Genomic DNA, 17,535 nt, shown 5'->3' with positions numbered 1-17,535 from the left:
ATAATTATGCTGCGTGCAAATCCGGCAGTGCCAATTGCAAAACTGCTGCTTCGTTAGCCTGACTGCGCTCAAGTTCACCACTGATCTGACCTTCACGCATGACGATGACGCGATCACAAATGCCCAATATTTCAGGTAATTCGCTGGACACGACAATCACACAGCAACCGCGCTCAGCAACTTCATGAATGATGCGATAGATTTCATTTTTTGCGCCCACATCTATGCCACGCGTCGGCTCATCCAGGATAAGTACTTTCATACCCGGTTCTGCCAGCCAGCGTGCCAGAATGACTTTTTGCTGATTGCCACCGGACAGCAAACGAATTTCCTGTTCGCGATTCGGCGTCTTGATTTTTAATCTCTGTATAAAGCGATCAGCCAATTCTGCTTCATGCTTATGTCTTAAAAAAAGACCTGCCAGCAGACCATGGCGGCGACAACTGATATTGATGTTTTCTGCGACAGATGCCTCTGCCAGAATGCCTTGTTCTTTGCGGTCTTCAGGGCACAAGACTATGCCTGCCTCGATCGCGGCAGCCGGCCCACGATCAGGCACATTGACACCATCCAGCACCACACTGCAACCAGCGTCTTTCTTATCTGCGCCATATAACAGCCTCATCAACTCAGTACGGCCAGCGCCAACCAGGCCAAAGAAACCAAGCACTTCGCCGCCGCGCACACTGAAATTCTGAGCCACTTTAAGCGTCTCGCCTTTCAGTTGCTTTACCACCAGCCTTTCAGACTGTAGTTGGCGTGGCCGGTAATCGTAAATATCGCTGAGCTCACGTCCCACCATATCGTTGATGAGCACATCGCGTGGCACATCGGCCATCACAGGATGGGTGACAATTTTTTGGCCATCACGAAAAATCGTGCAGGTATCGCATAGGGCGTATAACTCTTCGAGTCTGTGAGAAATATAGATGATGGTGCGACCTGCTGTACGCAAATCACGTATCAGACGAAACAGAATTTCGCTTTCGCGATAAGATAAACTACTGGTCGGTTCGTCGAAAGCAATGACCTGTGCATCTTGCAGCAGGGCCTTGCATATTTCTGCCATTTGCCTTTGCGCTATCGACAAATCGCAGAGCCGGGCATCTGGATCAAGATCCACACCCATTTGCTGCAGGTGCTGGCTTACCTGGCGCCGTGCTTCAACCCGATTCACAAAACCCAGTTTTTGTGGCAAACGCCCTAATAACAAATTTTCTGCGACCGTCAGTTCCGGAACATATTGCAATTCCTGGTGAATGACGGCGATGCCCGCTGCGATGGCATCACCGGCAGACGAGAAATGACAAGAGCGTCCATTTAACAACAAGCGCCCGCCATCCGGTTTGTACTGGCCACCCAGTATTTTCAATAGTGTCGATTTACCTGCGCCATTTTCACCAAGCAAACCATGCACCGTAGCTGCATGGGCTTCAAAGCTGACGCCATTGAGTGCTTTCACACCCGGAAAATATTTACACACATCTTCAAACTGAAGAGATGGGGGCTGAGATGACGACATGATCGGCTATGTCCTAAAGTCCGAATTCTGCACGTACATCACTCTGATTCCGGCGTGTCATCAAGACCCCTGTAGTCAGTATCAGCGGTGCAGGAGTCTTGTTTTCTGCTATCCATTTGTACATGTTCACTGAAGTTTCATAGCCATGACGCTTGGGACTGATCAATACTGTGCCATAAAATCCGGTTGGGTTAGGTTTTGCAAATTCATTCAATGCAGTTTTACTGCCACCTATGCCTATGCCTATCACGGCATCACTACGCAAGCCCCTGCCCTCGGCTGCACGCACTGTACCAAGAACAGCTTCATCGTTCATGCCAAATACCAACCATCGTTTGAATTTTGTTTGTTTGGTCAAAGCAATATTGGCGGCATTGAAGGCACTTTCCGTATCCGTTTTTGCCTGTGCTGCGTCAACAATATTGGCAGCCGGAAAACCCGCAGCCTTCAGAACATCCAGTGCACCCTGAGTACGTTCTCGAGCCGTAGGTAACTGATCAAATGCCATGCGCATGGCACCGACTTCAGCCATGTTCCAACCACGTGATTTCATTTCTTCTACCAGGCCCTGTCCAACCTGCTTGCCAATTTCATAGGCCGAGATCCCCATGTGCGGGATAGATGCTATCGGTTTGCCACTGCCATCGACAAGCTGATCATCGACCGACATCACTTTCAGGTTATTTCTTTTGGCGGCACGTTCAACTGCCATACCCAATTTGACATCCGGCGCACAAATCACAAAACCCTGGGCTTTTTGCGCAGCCAGATTGTCTATCGCAGCCATCATCTTTTCACCATTAGCCACACCTATTTTCACCAGGGAAAATCCTTTTTCCTTGGCCGCTTGCTCTGCATAGCGCCATTCATCCTGGAACCAGGGTTCTTCAGCCTGTTTCACCAGGAAACCTATTTTTACTGGATCGGCTGCCTGCGATGCAGGTACAGCTGCAAGACTGAAACAGCCAGCTACCAAAGTGAAACCAGCAGCATTTAAGAACTGCACACATCTATCTCTTATTGTGTTTTTCATTATCATTGTCTCTTTATTGTTTTAGGGGCCAAGGGCAATACTGAGCCCGCATCACTGTCGTCAAACAAGGTATCGGCAACTGCCAGCGGCGCATCCATTTGCATCGCAAACAAACTGCCAGAAGCTGGCATGCTGGATAATTCTTCAGCACTCATTTCCTGTCGTGCGCTGCTAACCATGAGATAGTCACCATTGACACCGCCAAATGCAGGACAGGTAGGATTTTTTGTTGGTACCGATAATCGCTGCAGGCAACGCCCATCAGACGCGTACTGTGCCACGGTGCCAGCGCCCCACTCTGCGTTCCATAAGCATCCATTTCTGTCAATGACAGAGCCATCTGGATAGGCTTCATCGCCCTCCGGTATGGCGAACAAACGGATATTACTGACACTTGCAGTTTCAGCGTCATAATCACATTGCTGTATGCGGCGGCTTAATGTGTCGGTAAAGTACATGGTCTTGCCGTCCAGGCTGAAGCAAATACTGTTGGCAATCGCCACAGCAGGCAAAGCCAGCCTCCTTAAGCCGTAAGGCATGGAAAACTGGTAAAAACTGGCAATGGGACGTTTTTCCGGCGCTTCATTCATGGTGCCAAATACGAAGTAACCGCGCCTGTCGGTACGCCCATCATTCACACGTGTGCGCGGCTCTGCCGGATCAACAGCAACCAGCGACTGCACTGTCAACTGGACTGCCGCAGTAGCACTTGTCGTCAACTGTGCAGATGAAGCAAGTACTGCTGCATTTTTTGGCAAGCTGGCAAAACACAGGCGCTTTGCCAATCCAAGCAAAATACGGCCTGAACGACAATGAACAAAAGAACCCAATCTATCTGGCAATCTGTAAGTGACTACAGCCTGACCAAGTTTCCAGTTTTGCAAACTCGCTGCCTCAATATCAGTCCACCACCAGCTTTCTGTATTATCTTGCCAGCTCAAACCCTCACCCAAGGTAGCTGTATGCGCCAGAGCCTGTTGCAGATGATTCATTGCAAAGCCTCATTTGATTTTTTCGCCATGCCTGCTCTGAGGGCTTTTATAAAATCAAGTGCCTTGGCTTTTATTTTTACAGCATCCATTCCTGGTTTATACAAAGCTGAGCCAAGGCCAAATCCGCTGGCACCTGCCCGCAGGTAGTCATCCATGTTGTCAGGAGTAATCCCTCCCACTGGCAAGAGACGCAGGCAGGCTGGCAAAACGGCCCGCATCGCCCGTACTATAGGCGGCGTGACCAATTCCGCAGGAAAGAGCTTGACTGCATCTGCACCTGCATACATTGCCGCAAATGCCTCTGTCAGTGAGCTTGCTCCTGGTACGCAATACAGACCCTGTTTTTTTGCTTCCCTGATGACCATTACATCAGCGTGTGGCATGACGATCAGACGTCCACCCGCATCACGTACCTGACGCACGGCATCCAGAGTCAACACAGTACCTGCACCTGTCAGCGCATCAGGTGGCAGACAGCGACTTAGTATGTCTATCGATTCGAGCGCAGATGGTGAATTCAGCGGGACTTCAATAATGCGAAAACCGGCTTCATATAAATCTGCAGCGATGGATTCCACTTCTTCAGGACGTATGCCGCGCAAGATGGCAATCAAGGGTAAATCAGCAAATGCCTGATCAAATGTGGCGGGAATGGTTTTCATGAAATTCCTTCGGGTGGTGTTGATGTCCATACTCAGAATCTCAGCATGCCTGCGGTGAACGCCAGATGCCATAAACCCGCCGGTGCGCTATTCATCAATACGGCGTCTGGCTTGACGCCAAAACGTGAAAGCGCCAGGGAATAACGCCCACAAAGAGAAGCCTCCCCTATCAATATCAATGGCGCATGTGCCAGACCGTGCTCAGAGCGCCAATGCAAACCAGCCAGTAACTCATTGGCGATCAATAAACCAGATAAGTAATCCGCCAGTCCATCAGGTGGCATATCACCCATCAAGCCCAGGGTGCGCACACTAAACAATTGATGACTCAAGCCTTGCGCCATCATCTTGCGGGCAACATCCAGGCCGGCAATAAAACTGACATCACTGCTCTCCCCCTGCACGGCAGGCATCAAACGGCCAAGAACCGAATGCTGCCTGAGCACGGCGAACAATTCCCCCGTCATGTGTGTGGCAAAAGCCTGTACTTTTCCATCTACAATACTGGCCCATTTCGAATGTGTACCGGGCATGACTATGCATGACCGGCTGGCCCAGTCTGGCTGACCTTGCAGTGCACCTACGATCTGGGTTTCTTCGCCACGCATGACGTCAGGCGCATCGCCGCGATATAACAAGCCCGGCACAATACCTAGGCGTGAAGACACTGGGCGTAAATCTCCGGCATCTATAGATAGAATATTGATGGCGATATCATGGGCGTCTGCCGGACTTTGTACATATGGCACCTCTTGCCAGCCATGTTTGCTGCCAACCATGCCGCAAGCCAGCAAAGGAACATCAGGCCAGTTTGTCAACCAGTCACCGGCCAGCTCCTGCAACACCCGCACATAAGCGGCTTGCCCACCCTGCATGACAGAAATACCGGAAGCAGCTTCCCGGCTATCGATAAGTTGACCATTCTGTCCGATCAAGAAAATCCGCAAGCCTGTACTACCCCAGTCAATACCGATCAGGCTCACATTTTCTTTCGCGTCCAAAGGCAGAACTGCCTTGCCTTGCGCGGTATTCGTTTGTACCATTCTTACCATTCCGCAACGCTGCCGTCAGGGTGACGCCATAACGGATTACGCCAGTCAGGTGCCCGCAGGCTGGCTTCTTTCACGCGCTCTTCATTAATTTCCACGCCCAGACCAGGCTTCGGCAAGGCGGCAATATAGCCATCGGTAATGCGCAAATCTTCGCGATTGATGACGTAGTCAAGCAGCTCTGCATCCTTGTTATAATGGATGCCCATGCTTTGCTCTTGCAAGACTGCGTTATGGGCGACAAAGTCGAGTTGCAGACATGCTGCAAGCGCAACCGGCCCCAAAGGACAATGCGGTGCCAGGGCAATGTCATAGGCTTCTGCCATTGCGGCAATTTTATGGCATTCAGAAATACCACCAGCATGGGACAGGTCAGGCTGGACGATGGCAATGCCTCCTTCCTGAAACACCCGTTTGAATTCAAAGCGCGAATACATGCGTTCGCCTGCGGCCAACGGTATAGCCGTACTTTCTGCCAGGCGTGGATAATATTCAGCCTGCTCTGCCAATACAGGTTCTTCTACAAACAAGGGACGATATGGCTCCAGAGCACGCAACAAAACCTTGGCCATAGGCGCGGCAACGCGGCCATGAAAATCAATACCAAATTCAATCTGGCTGCCAAACGCTTCACGAATCTCGGCAATACGCCCTACCGCAGCATCAACCGCCGCCGCACTGTCAATGATGCCAAATTCTTCGGTACCATTCATCTTGAAGGTATCAAAGCCCGCTTCGCGCAGACGACGAATATCAGCAATCACGTCAGCAGGCCTGTCACCGCCGACCCAGCTATAGGTTTTCATGCGGTCACGCACCAGGCCACCCAACAATTGATACACCGGCACGCCCAGGGCTTTTCCCTTGATATCCCACAGTGCCTGATCAATGCCTGCCATGGCGCTCATGAGGATAGCTCCACCGCGATAAAAACTACCGCGATACATGACTTGCCAGAGATCGTTGATGCGGGCCGGGTCTTGCCCTATCAGATAAGACGCAAATTCCTGCACCGCGGTTTCTACAGTTCGCGCCCGCCCTTCTATGACAGGCTCACCCCAACCGACGATACCCTCATCAGTTTCTATTTTCAGCAACATCCACCTTGGAGGAACACGATAAGTAATCAGTTTTGTTATTTTCATGACGCAATGGCTAAGCAAATGAAGTCATGAGTGTAGATGGGCAAACGTGATAAGAAATATGAATTAACTGACCGAAAGTATATGAATTTGGCATAGCTGTTGACATGCATAATTCAATAGACCCATCAATAGAAATGCCACAGCACACAGCTACAGGTTTTCGCGCTCCGCCTGTTTGCGCTGGATATCTGCCAGACCACTGCAATCTTTAACAGAGAAATCTTTTACGTCCTGCAGACTAAACCCCGGTGTGCCAGGTTGAAGAGGAAAATTCACGTGGTCAAAATAAGCACGGCTCACATCATGCAAAGCAAAGGCTGGCCTGTTGTCTGGCTGCGCACATTTGATATCAACATGATGCAACTCCAGATTATTGACATGACGTGCGAACACCGCATGTGCGGGGCTGAGGCCAAACATGCTGGGTTCGGGATAACTACCAGCATTTTCTGGTCGATTGACAGCTACATTGCCAAGCTCACCACCTCCCTGATGCAACACGTGCATGTTACTGATACGCACATCTTCTACAGGATAGCCAGGCACGCCACTAATGATGGATGCATAACGTGAATCAGCACCTGACACTGTGATATTGCTGATATTAATGCGCCGGATAGCCCCGGTCACCGCACCTTCCGGTGCGCGCAAACGGCTTCCCAGGCGGATGAAGATAGGGGGATTGGTCAAATCGCGCATGGTCAGATTGCTGACACTGATGTCCTCAATAATGGCACCATCGACGCTTTCTATGGCCAGCCCGCGGCAACGCTCAAAAATACAATTTGAAATGGCGATATTACGAAAACCACCGTTAGATTCAGTACCCAGCTTGATGCGCCCGGTCACCCCTTCCTTGTCCGGGGCAAACTCTTGCTTGCGCTGAAAACTACCATCCAGAAAAGTACCAAGATCAAAGCCTGACACCTGACAATTAGTGATGCTGACGTTTTCAGTAAAACGCTTATAACCCAGTGCAAATGAACTTTTCAGGCAGATGGCATCGTCATTGGGAGAATTGATACTGCAATTGGAGATGTGAACATTACGGCAGCAATCTATATCAAAGCCATCCCTGTCGGTATCCACTTTCAAATTATCTATCGTCATATTGTCAGCGGCTGTTGCCAGCAAGGCAAAGTGCCCACCGTTGTAAATACTGATATCACGCAAGATAATGTTTTTACAGTTTTTAAGGGCAATCGCCTTATTCGCTTTGCCCACCATATCAGCGCCGTAAGCCTTGTTGCCACTGCGCTCACCGTGCGGATCGCTATTTCCAAGGCTGAGTGGCATATCACCAGGCTTGGCCACGCGACGCGGCCCAGGGCCAGCATGTGTCAGACCCTGGCCATAGATGAGTCCGCTACCCAGAATAGCGATATGTTCAAGATCTTCGCCCCAGATCAGGCTATTGTGCCAGTGGCTGTGTCCAAAATCCTGATAAGCATCCCATTCGTTAGGCTCTGCCTCGTCGTAGCTGCCGCCATGCTGTGCCGGGTCTGCAGCAATCAGGGTGGCACCAGCATCCAGATACAAAGTGACATGGCTTTGCAGGCGAATCGAGAAACTCAGGTATTTACCAGCAGGGAAATACACTGTTCCACCACCTGCTGCCGCAGCAGCTTTGATGGCGCGATTGATCGCGTCAGTGTCTAGTTTCTTACCATTGCCATTGGCACCAAAACCCCGAACATTAAAATTGCCTGCCAGATTGGCCTTCCCAACAATTTTCCCTTGCGCCATTACCGGTAAAGCATGCAAAGGCAACATGCTAGCTACAGCTCCAGTACCAAATATACGCAAAAAATTCCGTCGCAATGGCGATGATGTCTGTTCACTCAATTTTCTTGTCCCCTACTTATTTTTTTGGATATGTTTTCTTTTTATCCATGGCAGTATCGATTGAGATTACCATTAAAAAACCAGGGAACGTCCAGTCAAAATGTTCAACTTGATGATTAATAATGAGCAGATCTCTGAGTATTCCAACTAAAAAACATCAATTACCGTGAGTTGATTTGGTGAATAACATATAACACGCCGTAAATCGCCTGAAAAAAGCCGGAATAATCTGCTATTGCTCATGAGCGTGATTACATCACTCGCTGCAGTTGACAGGTTTTAACGCGAAATTGATACTCGAAACAATAAGCTGCATCTTTATTTATTAATGTGGCGATAAAAACAGAGACATCTCACACCAAGTCCAGGCCATTCAAGTACCTGAGCTATAAAGACATAGCGCATCGCCTGGTGTGGGCATACATCTACTCATTCCCAATTCTTTGTTTGACCATGGTCAGAAGGAAAATGATGAACTCAGTAGTACGGTCAGGATTGACGATCTTGGTATTGACGTGCAGCGTATGTCTGGCACATGCGCAAATGCAAAATACTGCACCGCCACAAAATTCTCCTCAAAATCCACCAGTCACCGGTGATGCCCTGATGGATAGTTTCGGGCTGACCAGTACCAACAAGGTACAGAGCAATAGTGCGGTTGCCCCACCAAATGCCAACCCCAAAGTGATTCCACTCAGGGGTGACACCAGCTTCCTGATGTCAGCCTTTCCTTCTACATCACAAAACAAGCTCAGCCTGTTTACATCTTACGACGGCACCAGCTTTGTACCACTGGCTTCCGAAGCGTATACACCGCCACAAGGCCTGCTGCGCGATCCTTCCATTTTGCATGCAGATGATGGTTATTATTATGTGATTTACACTACCGGCTGGACTGGCGATACCTTTGGTGTCGCCAAAAGTAGCGACCTGCGCCACTGGCATTACGTGCGTAACGTACGTCTGCAATTGCCAGATGCGAATGCCAAAATCAGCAATGTCTGGGCACCTGAATGGTTCACCGACAGTGATGGTACTGTCCACATTGTCGTGTCCATATCCACGCAGGGAACCAAGGGGCCCTTTGGTGCCTATGTGCTGCATGCGCTGGACAAGACGTATGCCAATTTCTCGCCAGTCCAGGCCATGGCAGGCCTGCAAAATAATTACATTGATACCTTCCCCATCAAGGACGGGTCACGCTATGTGGTTTTCACTAAAAATGAAACCAGCAAATACATAGAAATGGCGACAGCCCCTGCTCTTGCTGGTCCATGGAAAGTGGAAAAAACGGGCGACTGGGCAGGCTGGGGCAAGCCTTTGGAAGGTCAGGCCCTGGTCAAGCTGAAAAATGGCGGCTGGCGCATTTACTTTGACGACTATACGACCAAGCATTACTGGTATTCCGACAGCAAGGACAATTTCAAAACATGGACTGCCAAGCAGGAACTGGGTGGTGTGTCGGGAGCGGTACGCCACTTCACTGTCATCAGCGAACCGACCAAAGTCCTGGAACAGGCCACTGCCGCAAAATCGCCAGCGAAAAAGATCACCTGGGATAAACACTCGCTGATGATAGATGGCAAAAGGGAAATGATCTGGGCAGGTGAATTTCACCCTTTCAGGTTACCCAATCCTTCACTGTGGCGTGATGTCATACAGAAAATGAAAGCCACCGGGCTCAACACTGTGGCGATTTACTTTGACTGGGGTTATCACTCGTCACGCCCGAATCAATATGATTTTTCCAGCATACGTAATGTAGAACTGGCGATAGAAATGGCAGAACGGGAAGGCATGTATGTCATTGCCCGCCCTGGCCCGTATGTGAATGCAGAGCTGACACTGGGCGGTTTTCCTGGTTATCTGGCCAGACAAAAAGCGATTGCCCGTACTGATGCTGCCGAATATATACAGTCTGCAGATGAATGGCTGACCCAGATTGACGCGATTATCGCGCGCCATCAAATCACCACTGGTGGCGGCACTGTCATTGCCTATCAGCTGGAAAACGAGTTATCAAATACCTCGGATACGCATAAGCGCTACATGCAACACCTGGCAGACAAAGCCAGGGCAGATGGCATCAGCGTGCCGCTGTTCCACAATTCTGCAGGTCGCCTGCCTAACTGGACGCCACCCAATTCCAGCGCGCCCTATGCGGTGCCAGGCCCCACCGACTTGTACAGCTTTGACAGTTACCCCGGTGGCGGCTGTACCAATACCAAAGAAATTGGCAAACCAAATGTCGTGCCTAACTGGGGCATGTATGGCGAAATTCCTGCCAATACCGGAACCGGGCCAGTCAAGATTGGTGCCCTCGCCTCGCCAAATACACCAGGCTTTGCAGCAGAAATGGGCGGCGGCTGGTTTGATTTCTGGGGCAGCGTCGGCACCTATGACTGTACCGCGCAACGCACAGGATCGAATTATGTACGCACGTTCTATGGCGCAAATCTGATCAATGGCATTTCCATCCATTCTATCTACATGATGTATGGCGGCACATCCTGGGGCTGGTTGCCAGCGCAGGTGGTGTATACGTCCTACGATTATGGCGCAGCAATCGACGAAGGCCGTGGCTTGCGCGAAAAAGCCCTGACACTGAAACAGATGGGACATTTTGTGCATGCCGCCAAATCTGTGTTGAGTGCCATGGATAAAGGCGAGGCAATCGCCACTTCCAATCCTGCGGTCAGGCTGTATCACAATATCAGTCCCGTCAATAAGGCACACCTGATTTTCGCCATCCATACCAAGACCGATTCAACCACAGAAGAACTGTTCAGCTTCAAACTCACCACACGCGATGGCAGCTACCAGATCCCACAGGCAGGTACTTTGCGCATCAAGGACCAGAACGTCAAACTGCTGTTGTCTGACTATGCAATGGAGCGTCAGCATCTGGTCTACACCACATCCGATACCCAGACCCACCTGCAACAAAGTGAGCGCGATATCGCCTTGCTGTATGGCCGCAAGGGCGAGGATGGCGAAACCGTACTGCGTTATCAATCCGCGCCAAAGGTCGAAGTACTGGAAGGTGCAGCCAATGCAGTATTTGATCAGCAAACGGGCGATCTGCGATTAAATTATGTACACAAGGATTTGATACGTGTGCGCATCAGTGGTGGTGGCAAAGCAGATTTACTGCTCTTGCTGGCGGATGACGAAACTGGCCGCAACTTCTGGCGTCAGGAAACCGCACACGGCCCTGTCCTTGAGCGTTCGCCAGCACTGGTGCGTCAGGCCAGCGTGCAAGGCAGCACTTTGCACCTGAGTGGAGATACTCACGAAAGTAGTAAGCTGGAGATATGGGCACCAAAAGCCGTCACGCACATCACCTGGAATACAGTCGCCATCGCCAGCAACAAGAATGTTGATGGCAGTTTGTCGACTGAGTCTCTGACTGGCCCCGCTGACATTGTTTTGCCAAAACTGATGCAACAGACATGGATGCGCCGCATGGATTCGCCAGAGGCAGCCAAAGTCTTCGACGACAGCAAGTGGCGCAAGACTGACTTGGCCTCTACTGCAGCCACTGTCAAGACCACACCTCCTGCTGGCCAACCAATACTCAGCATGAGTGATTATGGCTTTCACCATGGCGATGTCTGGTACCGTGGCAATTTCAAGGTCCAGGCTGGTAAACCACTGCCTGAACAATTGGAAATAAGCTATGGCGGCGGTGGTGCAGGTTTCATGCAACTGTGGCTGGATGGTGTCTACATCGGCGAAAATGAAATGCCGACAGGGAAACCCAAGCCAGACAACTGGGGCACGGCTAGCTTCAAACTACCCGCCGAGGCATTAAATGCAGGTGAACATGTACTGTCCGTCATGGTCAGAAATAATTCCCACAACTGGGATCTGGCAGCCGATGATGAACATAAAGTCGCACGTGGCTTGATCAGCGTGTCACTGACGCATGACATCAAAGAGAAATTTGCTACACCTATCAACTGGAAAATCCAGGGCAATAAAGGTGGTGAAGAAATTGCTGACCTGGTACGTGGCCCCATGAATAACGGCGGCCTCTATGGTGAACGTGCAGGCTGGTATCTGCCGGTTGGTGCGAAGCCAGATGCCGAGAAAAATAATAGCGGCTGGGAGAAAACCAGTCCCGACGCCGCGCCACCAGTGGCAGGTACTTACTGGTTGCGTACCAATTTCACCCTGGATATGCCGGCAGGCCATGATGTACAACTGGGTCTGGCCATAGGTGATACCAGTCAGCCACGCTCTGACCGCAGAAATCGCGTCCTGATTTTTGTCAATGGCTGGAATATAGGGAATTTCATTTCTCATATAGGTCCACAACGTCTTTTCATTTTGCCACCGGGCATATTGAATCCGAATGGTGAAAATACGCTTACATTGGCCGTCAGTACTAATGGCAAAGCTGCGAATGCGCTGGAGCCGCTGGAATTGGTCAAGATACGCGCAGCCCGTGGCGGTGCGCCGCTGGAGCTGGTGCCAAGCCCTTCCAACCTGCAACGCTAATGACAAACGGAAATCTGCAAATATGAAAATCAATCATGTATTGACCAGTGTCTTGGTATTCGCCAGTCTGGCTGGTGTTTGCAGCAGTCAGGTGCAGGCCGAAGCGACTACTGCCGCTGTTAAAGCAAAAGCCATAAGCCTTGCCAGCGCGTCGCCGCGTGGCAAGCAGATGGAAAAACTGGATCGCGGTGTCGTCGCCATCAATACCGGTAAAAGCAATTTCATCAGTTGGCGTCTGCTGGGAACCGATCCTGACAATATCAGTTTCAATATTTATCGTGAGTCAGAGAAATTAAATCGCGTGCCCCAAAAACTCACCAATTTCACCGACGATGCAGGTACATCAGCCAGCAGCTACACCATACGCCCGGTCATTGACGGTGCTGAATTGCTGGCAGATGCGCCCAAAAGCACATGGAGCAATTTGTATAAAACCATACCCGTACAAAAACCGGCCGACGGCATTACCCCTGATGGATCAAGTTACAGCTATGTACTGAATGATGGTTCTGCCGCCGATCTTGACGGTGACGGCGAGTATGAACTCATCGTCAAATGGCAACCCACCAACGCCAAGGATAATTCCCAGGCTGGCTACACCGGCAATACTTACGTAGATGCCTACAAGCTCGATGGAAAACTGTTGTGGCGCATCGATCTGGGCAAGAATATACGCGCCGGCGCACATTACACCACCTTCCTCGCGTACGACTTCGATGGTGATGGCAAAGCAGAAGTCATGATGAAAACTGCTGATGGCACCATAGATGGCGAGGGCAAAGTCATCGGCAATGCCGCTGCTGACTATCGCAATAACAAGGGATACATTTTATCCGGCCCTGAATACCTGACTGTCTTCAATGGCATGACCGGTGCCGCCATGGCCAGCACCAACTACATCCCGGCACGCGGTGATGTTGCTGCCTGGGGTGATGCTTATGGGAACCGGGTAGACCGTTTTCTCGGAACGGTAGCGTTTCTGGATGGAGAACGTCCAAGCGCTGTCTTTTCGCGCGGCTACTACACCCGTGCAGTGATTGCTGCCTGGGACTGGCGCGACGGCAAACTCACTAGCCGCTGGACATTTGACAGCGATATAGAAGGCGGCCCAGTCAATCACCAGGGTGCACACTGGATGTCGGTGGCCGATGTAGACGGCGATGGCAAGGACGACCTCATCTACGGTGCTGCCACTATAGGCAGCAACGGCAAAATGCTGTACAGCACTGGTCTGTGCCATGGTGATGCCCTGCATGTAGGCAAACTTGATCCCAATCGCCCAGGACAGCAAATTTACATGGTACATGAAACGCCAAGTTGCTATGGCGCACACGGACTGGAAATGCATGATGCCGCTACCGGAAAGATACTCTGGAGTGTAGATGGCAAAGGTGCCGATGTCGGTCGTGGCGTCTGCATGGACATAGACCCGGCTTATCCCGGCGAAGAATGCTGGGGATCAGTCGGTGGACTAATGAGCGCCGCAGGTGTGGAAATTTCACCCCAGCATCCGCGTCGCGTCAACTTCGCTGTCTGGTGGGATGGCGATCTGCTGCGTGAATCGCTGGATGGCACCCTGATAGAAAAATGGAATCCAAAAGCCTTCGCCTTCGAACGTTTGCTCAATGGTGCAACTTATAATGCCGCATCCAACAATGGCACCAAATCTACACCTGTGCTGTCGGCGGACTTGTTTGGCGACTGGCGCGAGGAAGTCGTCTGGCGCAATAGTGACGACACCGCCTTGCTGGTATTCAGCACCACCATACCAACACCACATCGCATCACCAGCCTGATGCACAATCCGCAATACAGGATGCAGGTGGCAGGGCAAAATGCCGGTTACAACCAGCCCCCTCACCCCAGCTTTTACCTGGGTGATGGCATGACTGTGACCAAGCCAGAGGCCATTTACACACCTTGATACGCCCTTACTCTTTCATCGTCAGTGGTCAAGAACAAGTACAGCTATTTCCAGATATGCAAAGTAATGAATAATGTTTAAATTAACGCGTCGCGGCTTCATCAAAACAACGGCAGCTAGCGCACTTGCCAGTCAAATACCATCCCTGCAAGCGCAAAATCTGTCTGCGGGTAATGTGGGGAATGCAGGTGCAGCAGGTGCCACGGTAAAAGCAGATGAGTTCATACGCCTGAACTGGCTGGAGGGCAAAGCTCCGCAAGTATTGACAGGCGCAACAGTAGGCATACCATGGCCACGCGGCAAGATCGCCAAGAGCCAGCAGTTTCAATTGATTAATCAGGACGGCAAAGACTTGCCTACCCAAAGCTGGCCTTTGGCACATTGGCCCGATGGTACGTTGAAGTGGACCGCACATGCCGTAGCCGCTGGCGTAAACCTTGGTTCCGAATTGCAGGTCAAGCCTGTAACAAAAACCGCCCTGCCGCAAGAAAAAATAGTCAGCGTCAGGCAAAGCAAAGACGGGTATGTGATAGATACCGGCGTGATGGTGTGCGATGTTGCCACTCATGGAGCACAGTTTATCCGCAGCGTACAGCGTGATGGCAAAGACGTCATGCGCAACGGCCACCTGGTAGTCATCACCGATGATCAGCCGGATGGCGAAAGTGGCACTACCCGCCAGCACAATTACATCAGCAATATCAGCCAGGTCAGCCTTGAACAAAATGGCCCGGTACGTGCGGTGCTGAAGGTGGAAGGCATGCATAAGGATGCCAAGCGGGCCTGGCTGCCTTTCGTGGTCAGGCTGTATTTCTATGCAGGCGCGGACACCATACGCGTCATGCACAGCTTTGTTTATGATGGTGATGAACAACGCGACTTCTTGCGTGGCATAGGTTTGCGTTTCGATGTCGCCATGCGTGATGCGCTACATGACAGGCATGTACGCTTTGCCGGTGAAAATGCCGGCTTGTGGGCAGAAGGTGTGCGTAATATGACCGGCCTGCGCCGTGACCCTGGTCCCGCAGTACGCAATGCCCAACTGGCAGGGCTTGCCTGCCCACCACTGACACAGTTCCCAGAGGTGATACAGCGCCTGATCCATCTGGTACCAGCATGGGGTGATTACACCCTGTCACAACAATCGGCAGACGGTTTCAAGATACGCAAACGTACCAAGTCCGGTTATGGCTGGGTGGAAGCAGCCTGGGGACACAGATCCCCCGGCACCGGTTATATAGGCGGCGTCAGTGGCGGCGTTGCTTTTGGCTTGCGCGATTTCTGGCAGCGCCACCCTACCCAACTGGATATCCGCCAGGCACATACAGACACGGCCCAGGTTACCGTCTGGATGTGGTCCCCGGATGCCCCGGCCATGGACCTGCGTTTTTACCATGATGGCATGGGTATGGAAACCCATGATCAGGAACGCGAAGGCCTGGAGATCACCTACGAAGATTATGAAAAAGGATTTGGCAGCCCCATGGGTGTAGCCCGCAGCAGCGAAATCACCTTATGGGTATGTGGCGCCACCCCTTCGAGGGAAAAGCTGGTGCAGTTTGCTGATGCCGTACAGGCACCACCACAACTGGTGGCGAAGCCCAGTCATTTCCTGGCGACTGGTGTGTTCGGCGGACTGTGGAGCTTGCCAGATCGCTCGCATCCGGTAAAAGCGGCGCTTGAAGATCAGCTCGATTTTCGCTTCAATTTTTACAAGGAACAGGTTGAACAGCGCCACTGGTATGGATTCTGGGATTATGGCGACATCCGCCATACTTATGATCTGGACCGGCATGAATGGCGTTATGACGTCGGCGGTTTTGCCTGGGATAATTCTGAACTATCCCCCGACCTGTGGCTCTGGTATTCCTTCCTGCGCACCGGACGGGCAGACATCTTCCGTTTTGCCGAAGCCATGGTCAGGCATACTAGCGAAGTCGATACCCATCACCTAGGTCAGTTTGCCGGTCTGGGTTCACGCCACAATGTACAGCACTGGGGTTGCAGTGCAAAGCAGTTGCGCATCAGTGCCGCCGTCTATCGCCGCTTTTATTATTACCTGACAGCAGATGAACGCATAGGCGACATCATGCATTCACTGATAGATGCCGACAAAAAACTGGAAAGCACGGATCCTGCGCGCAAACTCAAACCCAGGGAAGACATCAGCAATATCAAGGCACATGCCGGTTTTGGCACAGACTGGGGTTCACTCGCCGGCAACTGGCTGACCGAATGGGAACGCAGCGGTGACATCAGATACCGCAACAAGATTTTGACCGGCATGCGTGACATTGCCGGCATGCCGCACGGCTTTTTCAATGGCAACAGCTTTGCCTATGATGCCGATACCAGTCACCTGATCAATGTCTTTGGTAAGCGCGCATCAGCCAGCCATTTGAATGCAGTCTTTGGTGCGGTAGAAATTTTTGCCGAACTGGTGACGCTGACTGACGAACCCAGGTTTGTGCAGGCATGGCTACAGTATTGCGAACTTTTCAATGCTGGCAAACAGGAGCAGATCAATGCACTGGGCATGCCACACGGTGCGGGCAATGCCTTGCGTAACGGCCACTCCAGACTCACTGCCTACGTCGCCTGGAAAAACAAAAATCCCGCATTGGCACAGCGCGCCTGGCGCGAGTTTTTTGGTAACCGTGGCGTACCCGGCCCATTGCTGAAAACCACACGCGTTCAGGGTGTCAACAGCCTCAATCCCGTCGATGAAGTGCCATGGATCAGCACCAATGACACAGCGCAGTGGGGCCTGGCTGCGATACAAAATCTGGCACTGATCGGTGAGTATATTCCCTCAGTGACAGATCTGAAAAAGATGACTGTTGCAGACCCGGATTGAACA

10 protein-coding genes are annotated in these 17,535 nt (G+C 51.4%); 3 read left to right on the top strand and 7 right to left on the bottom strand.

Going from position 1 to position 17,535, the window contains the following annotated elements; genetic code table 11:
- Positions 1 to 4 precede the first annotated feature (4 nt).
- The 7 genes from araG to ACO0LI_RS24920 all read right to left on the bottom strand — a co-directional run bounded on the left by araG (position 5) and on the right by ACO0LI_RS24920 (position 8,176).
- Complete coding sequence (araG, locus tag ACO0LI_RS24950; protein WP_423036050.1) at positions 5 to 1,522, bottom strand: L-arabinose ABC transporter ATP-binding protein AraG; 1,518 nt, start codon at positions 1,520 to 1,522, stop codon at positions 5 to 7.
- A 13-nt stretch (positions 1,523 to 1,535) separates the two neighbouring features.
- Positions 1,536 to 2,498, bottom strand: coding sequence for an arabinose ABC transporter substrate-binding protein (locus tag ACO0LI_RS24945; protein ID WP_423036132.1), 963 nt, complete (start codon positions 2,496 to 2,498; stop codon positions 1,536 to 1,538).
- Between the two features lie 59 nt (positions 2,499 to 2,557).
- On the bottom strand, positions 2,558 to 3,547 hold the full coding sequence (locus ACO0LI_RS24940; RefSeq protein WP_423036048.1) for an SMP-30/gluconolactonase/LRE family protein: 990 nt from the start codon (positions 3,545 to 3,547) through the stop codon (positions 2,558 to 2,560).
- The gene (locus ACO0LI_RS24935) at positions 3,544 to 4,209 is read right to left on the bottom strand and encodes a 2-dehydro-3-deoxy-6-phosphogalactonate aldolase (RefSeq protein WP_423036046.1); all 666 of its coding nucleotides are present in this window, start codon (positions 4,207 to 4,209) and stop codon (positions 3,544 to 3,546) included. Before ACO0LI_RS24935 ends, ACO0LI_RS24940 begins: the two co-directional genes overlap by 4 nt.
- 32 nt (positions 4,210 to 4,241) lie before the next feature.
- Entirely contained in the window at positions 4,242 to 5,252 is a 1,011-nt protein-coding gene (locus tag ACO0LI_RS24930; protein ID WP_422949991.1) for a 2-dehydro-3-deoxygalactonokinase, read from the bottom strand.
- A gap of 2 nt (positions 5,253 to 5,254) precedes the next feature.
- Positions 5,255 to 6,403: a galactonate dehydratase gene (gene dgoD, locus ACO0LI_RS24925; RefSeq protein ID WP_422949992.1), complete on the bottom strand. Its 1,149-nt coding sequence runs from the start codon at positions 6,401 to 6,403 to the stop codon at positions 5,255 to 5,257.
- 150 nt (positions 6,404 to 6,553) lie between these two features.
- The gene (locus tag ACO0LI_RS24920; protein WP_423036044.1) at positions 6,554 to 8,176 is read right to left on the bottom strand and encodes a rhamnogalacturonidase; all 1,623 of its coding nucleotides are present in this window, start codon (positions 8,174 to 8,176) and stop codon (positions 6,554 to 6,556) included.
- Positions 8,177 to 8,719: 543 nt separating this feature from the next.
- Here ACO0LI_RS24920 and ACO0LI_RS24915 point away from each other — a divergent pair.
- From ACO0LI_RS24915 to ACO0LI_RS24905, 3 genes are all read left to right on the top strand, one after another.
- Positions 8,720 to 12,751: a beta-galactosidase gene (locus ACO0LI_RS24915; protein WP_423036042.1), complete on the top strand. Its 4,032-nt coding sequence runs from the start codon at positions 8,720 to 8,722 to the stop codon at positions 12,749 to 12,751.
- A 22-nt stretch (positions 12,752 to 12,773) separates the two neighbouring features.
- Positions 12,774 to 14,675, top strand: coding sequence for a rhamnogalacturonan lyase (locus ACO0LI_RS24910; RefSeq protein ID WP_423036040.1), 1,902 nt, complete (start codon positions 12,774 to 12,776; stop codon positions 14,673 to 14,675).
- Between the two features lie 73 nt (positions 14,676 to 14,748).
- Positions 14,749 to 17,532, top strand: coding sequence for a Tat pathway signal sequence domain protein (locus tag ACO0LI_RS24905; protein WP_423036038.1), 2,784 nt, complete (start codon positions 14,749 to 14,751; stop codon positions 17,530 to 17,532).
- Positions 17,533 to 17,535 lie beyond the last annotated feature (3 nt).

The organism is Undibacterium sp. Tian12W (genome assembly GCF_049339405.1).
Lineage (GTDB): Bacteria > Pseudomonadota > Gammaproteobacteria > Burkholderiales > Burkholderiaceae_D > Undibacterium.
The sequence above is the reverse complement of the archived record's forward strand: the minus strand, read 5'-3'. Positions and strand labels throughout refer to the sequence as shown.

Excerpts from the sequence above, each read along its gene's own strand:
- araG (WP_423036050.1), bottom strand. The coding sequence starts at position 1,522 with ATGTCGTCATCTCAGCCCCCATCTCTTCAGTTTGAAGATGTGTGTAAA.
- ACO0LI_RS24935 (WP_423036046.1), bottom strand. The coding sequence starts at position 4,209 with ATGAAAACCATTCCCGCCACATTTGATCAGGCATTTGCTGATTTACCC.
- ACO0LI_RS24940 (WP_423036048.1), bottom strand. The coding sequence starts at position 3,547 with ATGAATCATCTGCAACAGGCTCTGGCGCATACAGCTACCTTGGGTGAG.
- dgoD (WP_422949992.1), bottom strand. The coding sequence starts at position 6,403 with ATGAAAATAACAAAACTGATTACTTATCGTGTTCCTCCAAGGTGGATG.
- ACO0LI_RS24915 (WP_423036042.1), top strand. The coding sequence starts at position 8,720 with ATGAACTCAGTAGTACGGTCAGGATTGACGATCTTGGTATTGACGTGC.
- ACO0LI_RS24910 (WP_423036040.1), top strand. The coding sequence starts at position 12,774 with ATGAAAATCAATCATGTATTGACCAGTGTCTTGGTATTCGCCAGTCTG.
- ACO0LI_RS24930 (WP_422949991.1), bottom strand. The coding sequence starts at position 5,252 with ATGGTACAAACGAATACCGCGCAAGGCAAGGCAGTTCTGCCTTTGGAC.
- ACO0LI_RS24905 (WP_423036038.1), top strand. The coding sequence starts at position 14,749 with ATGTTTAAATTAACGCGTCGCGGCTTCATCAAAACAACGGCAGCTAGC.
- ACO0LI_RS24920 (WP_423036044.1), bottom strand. The coding sequence starts at position 8,176 with ATGTTGCCTTTGCATGCTTTACCGGTAATGGCGCAAGGGAAAATTGTT.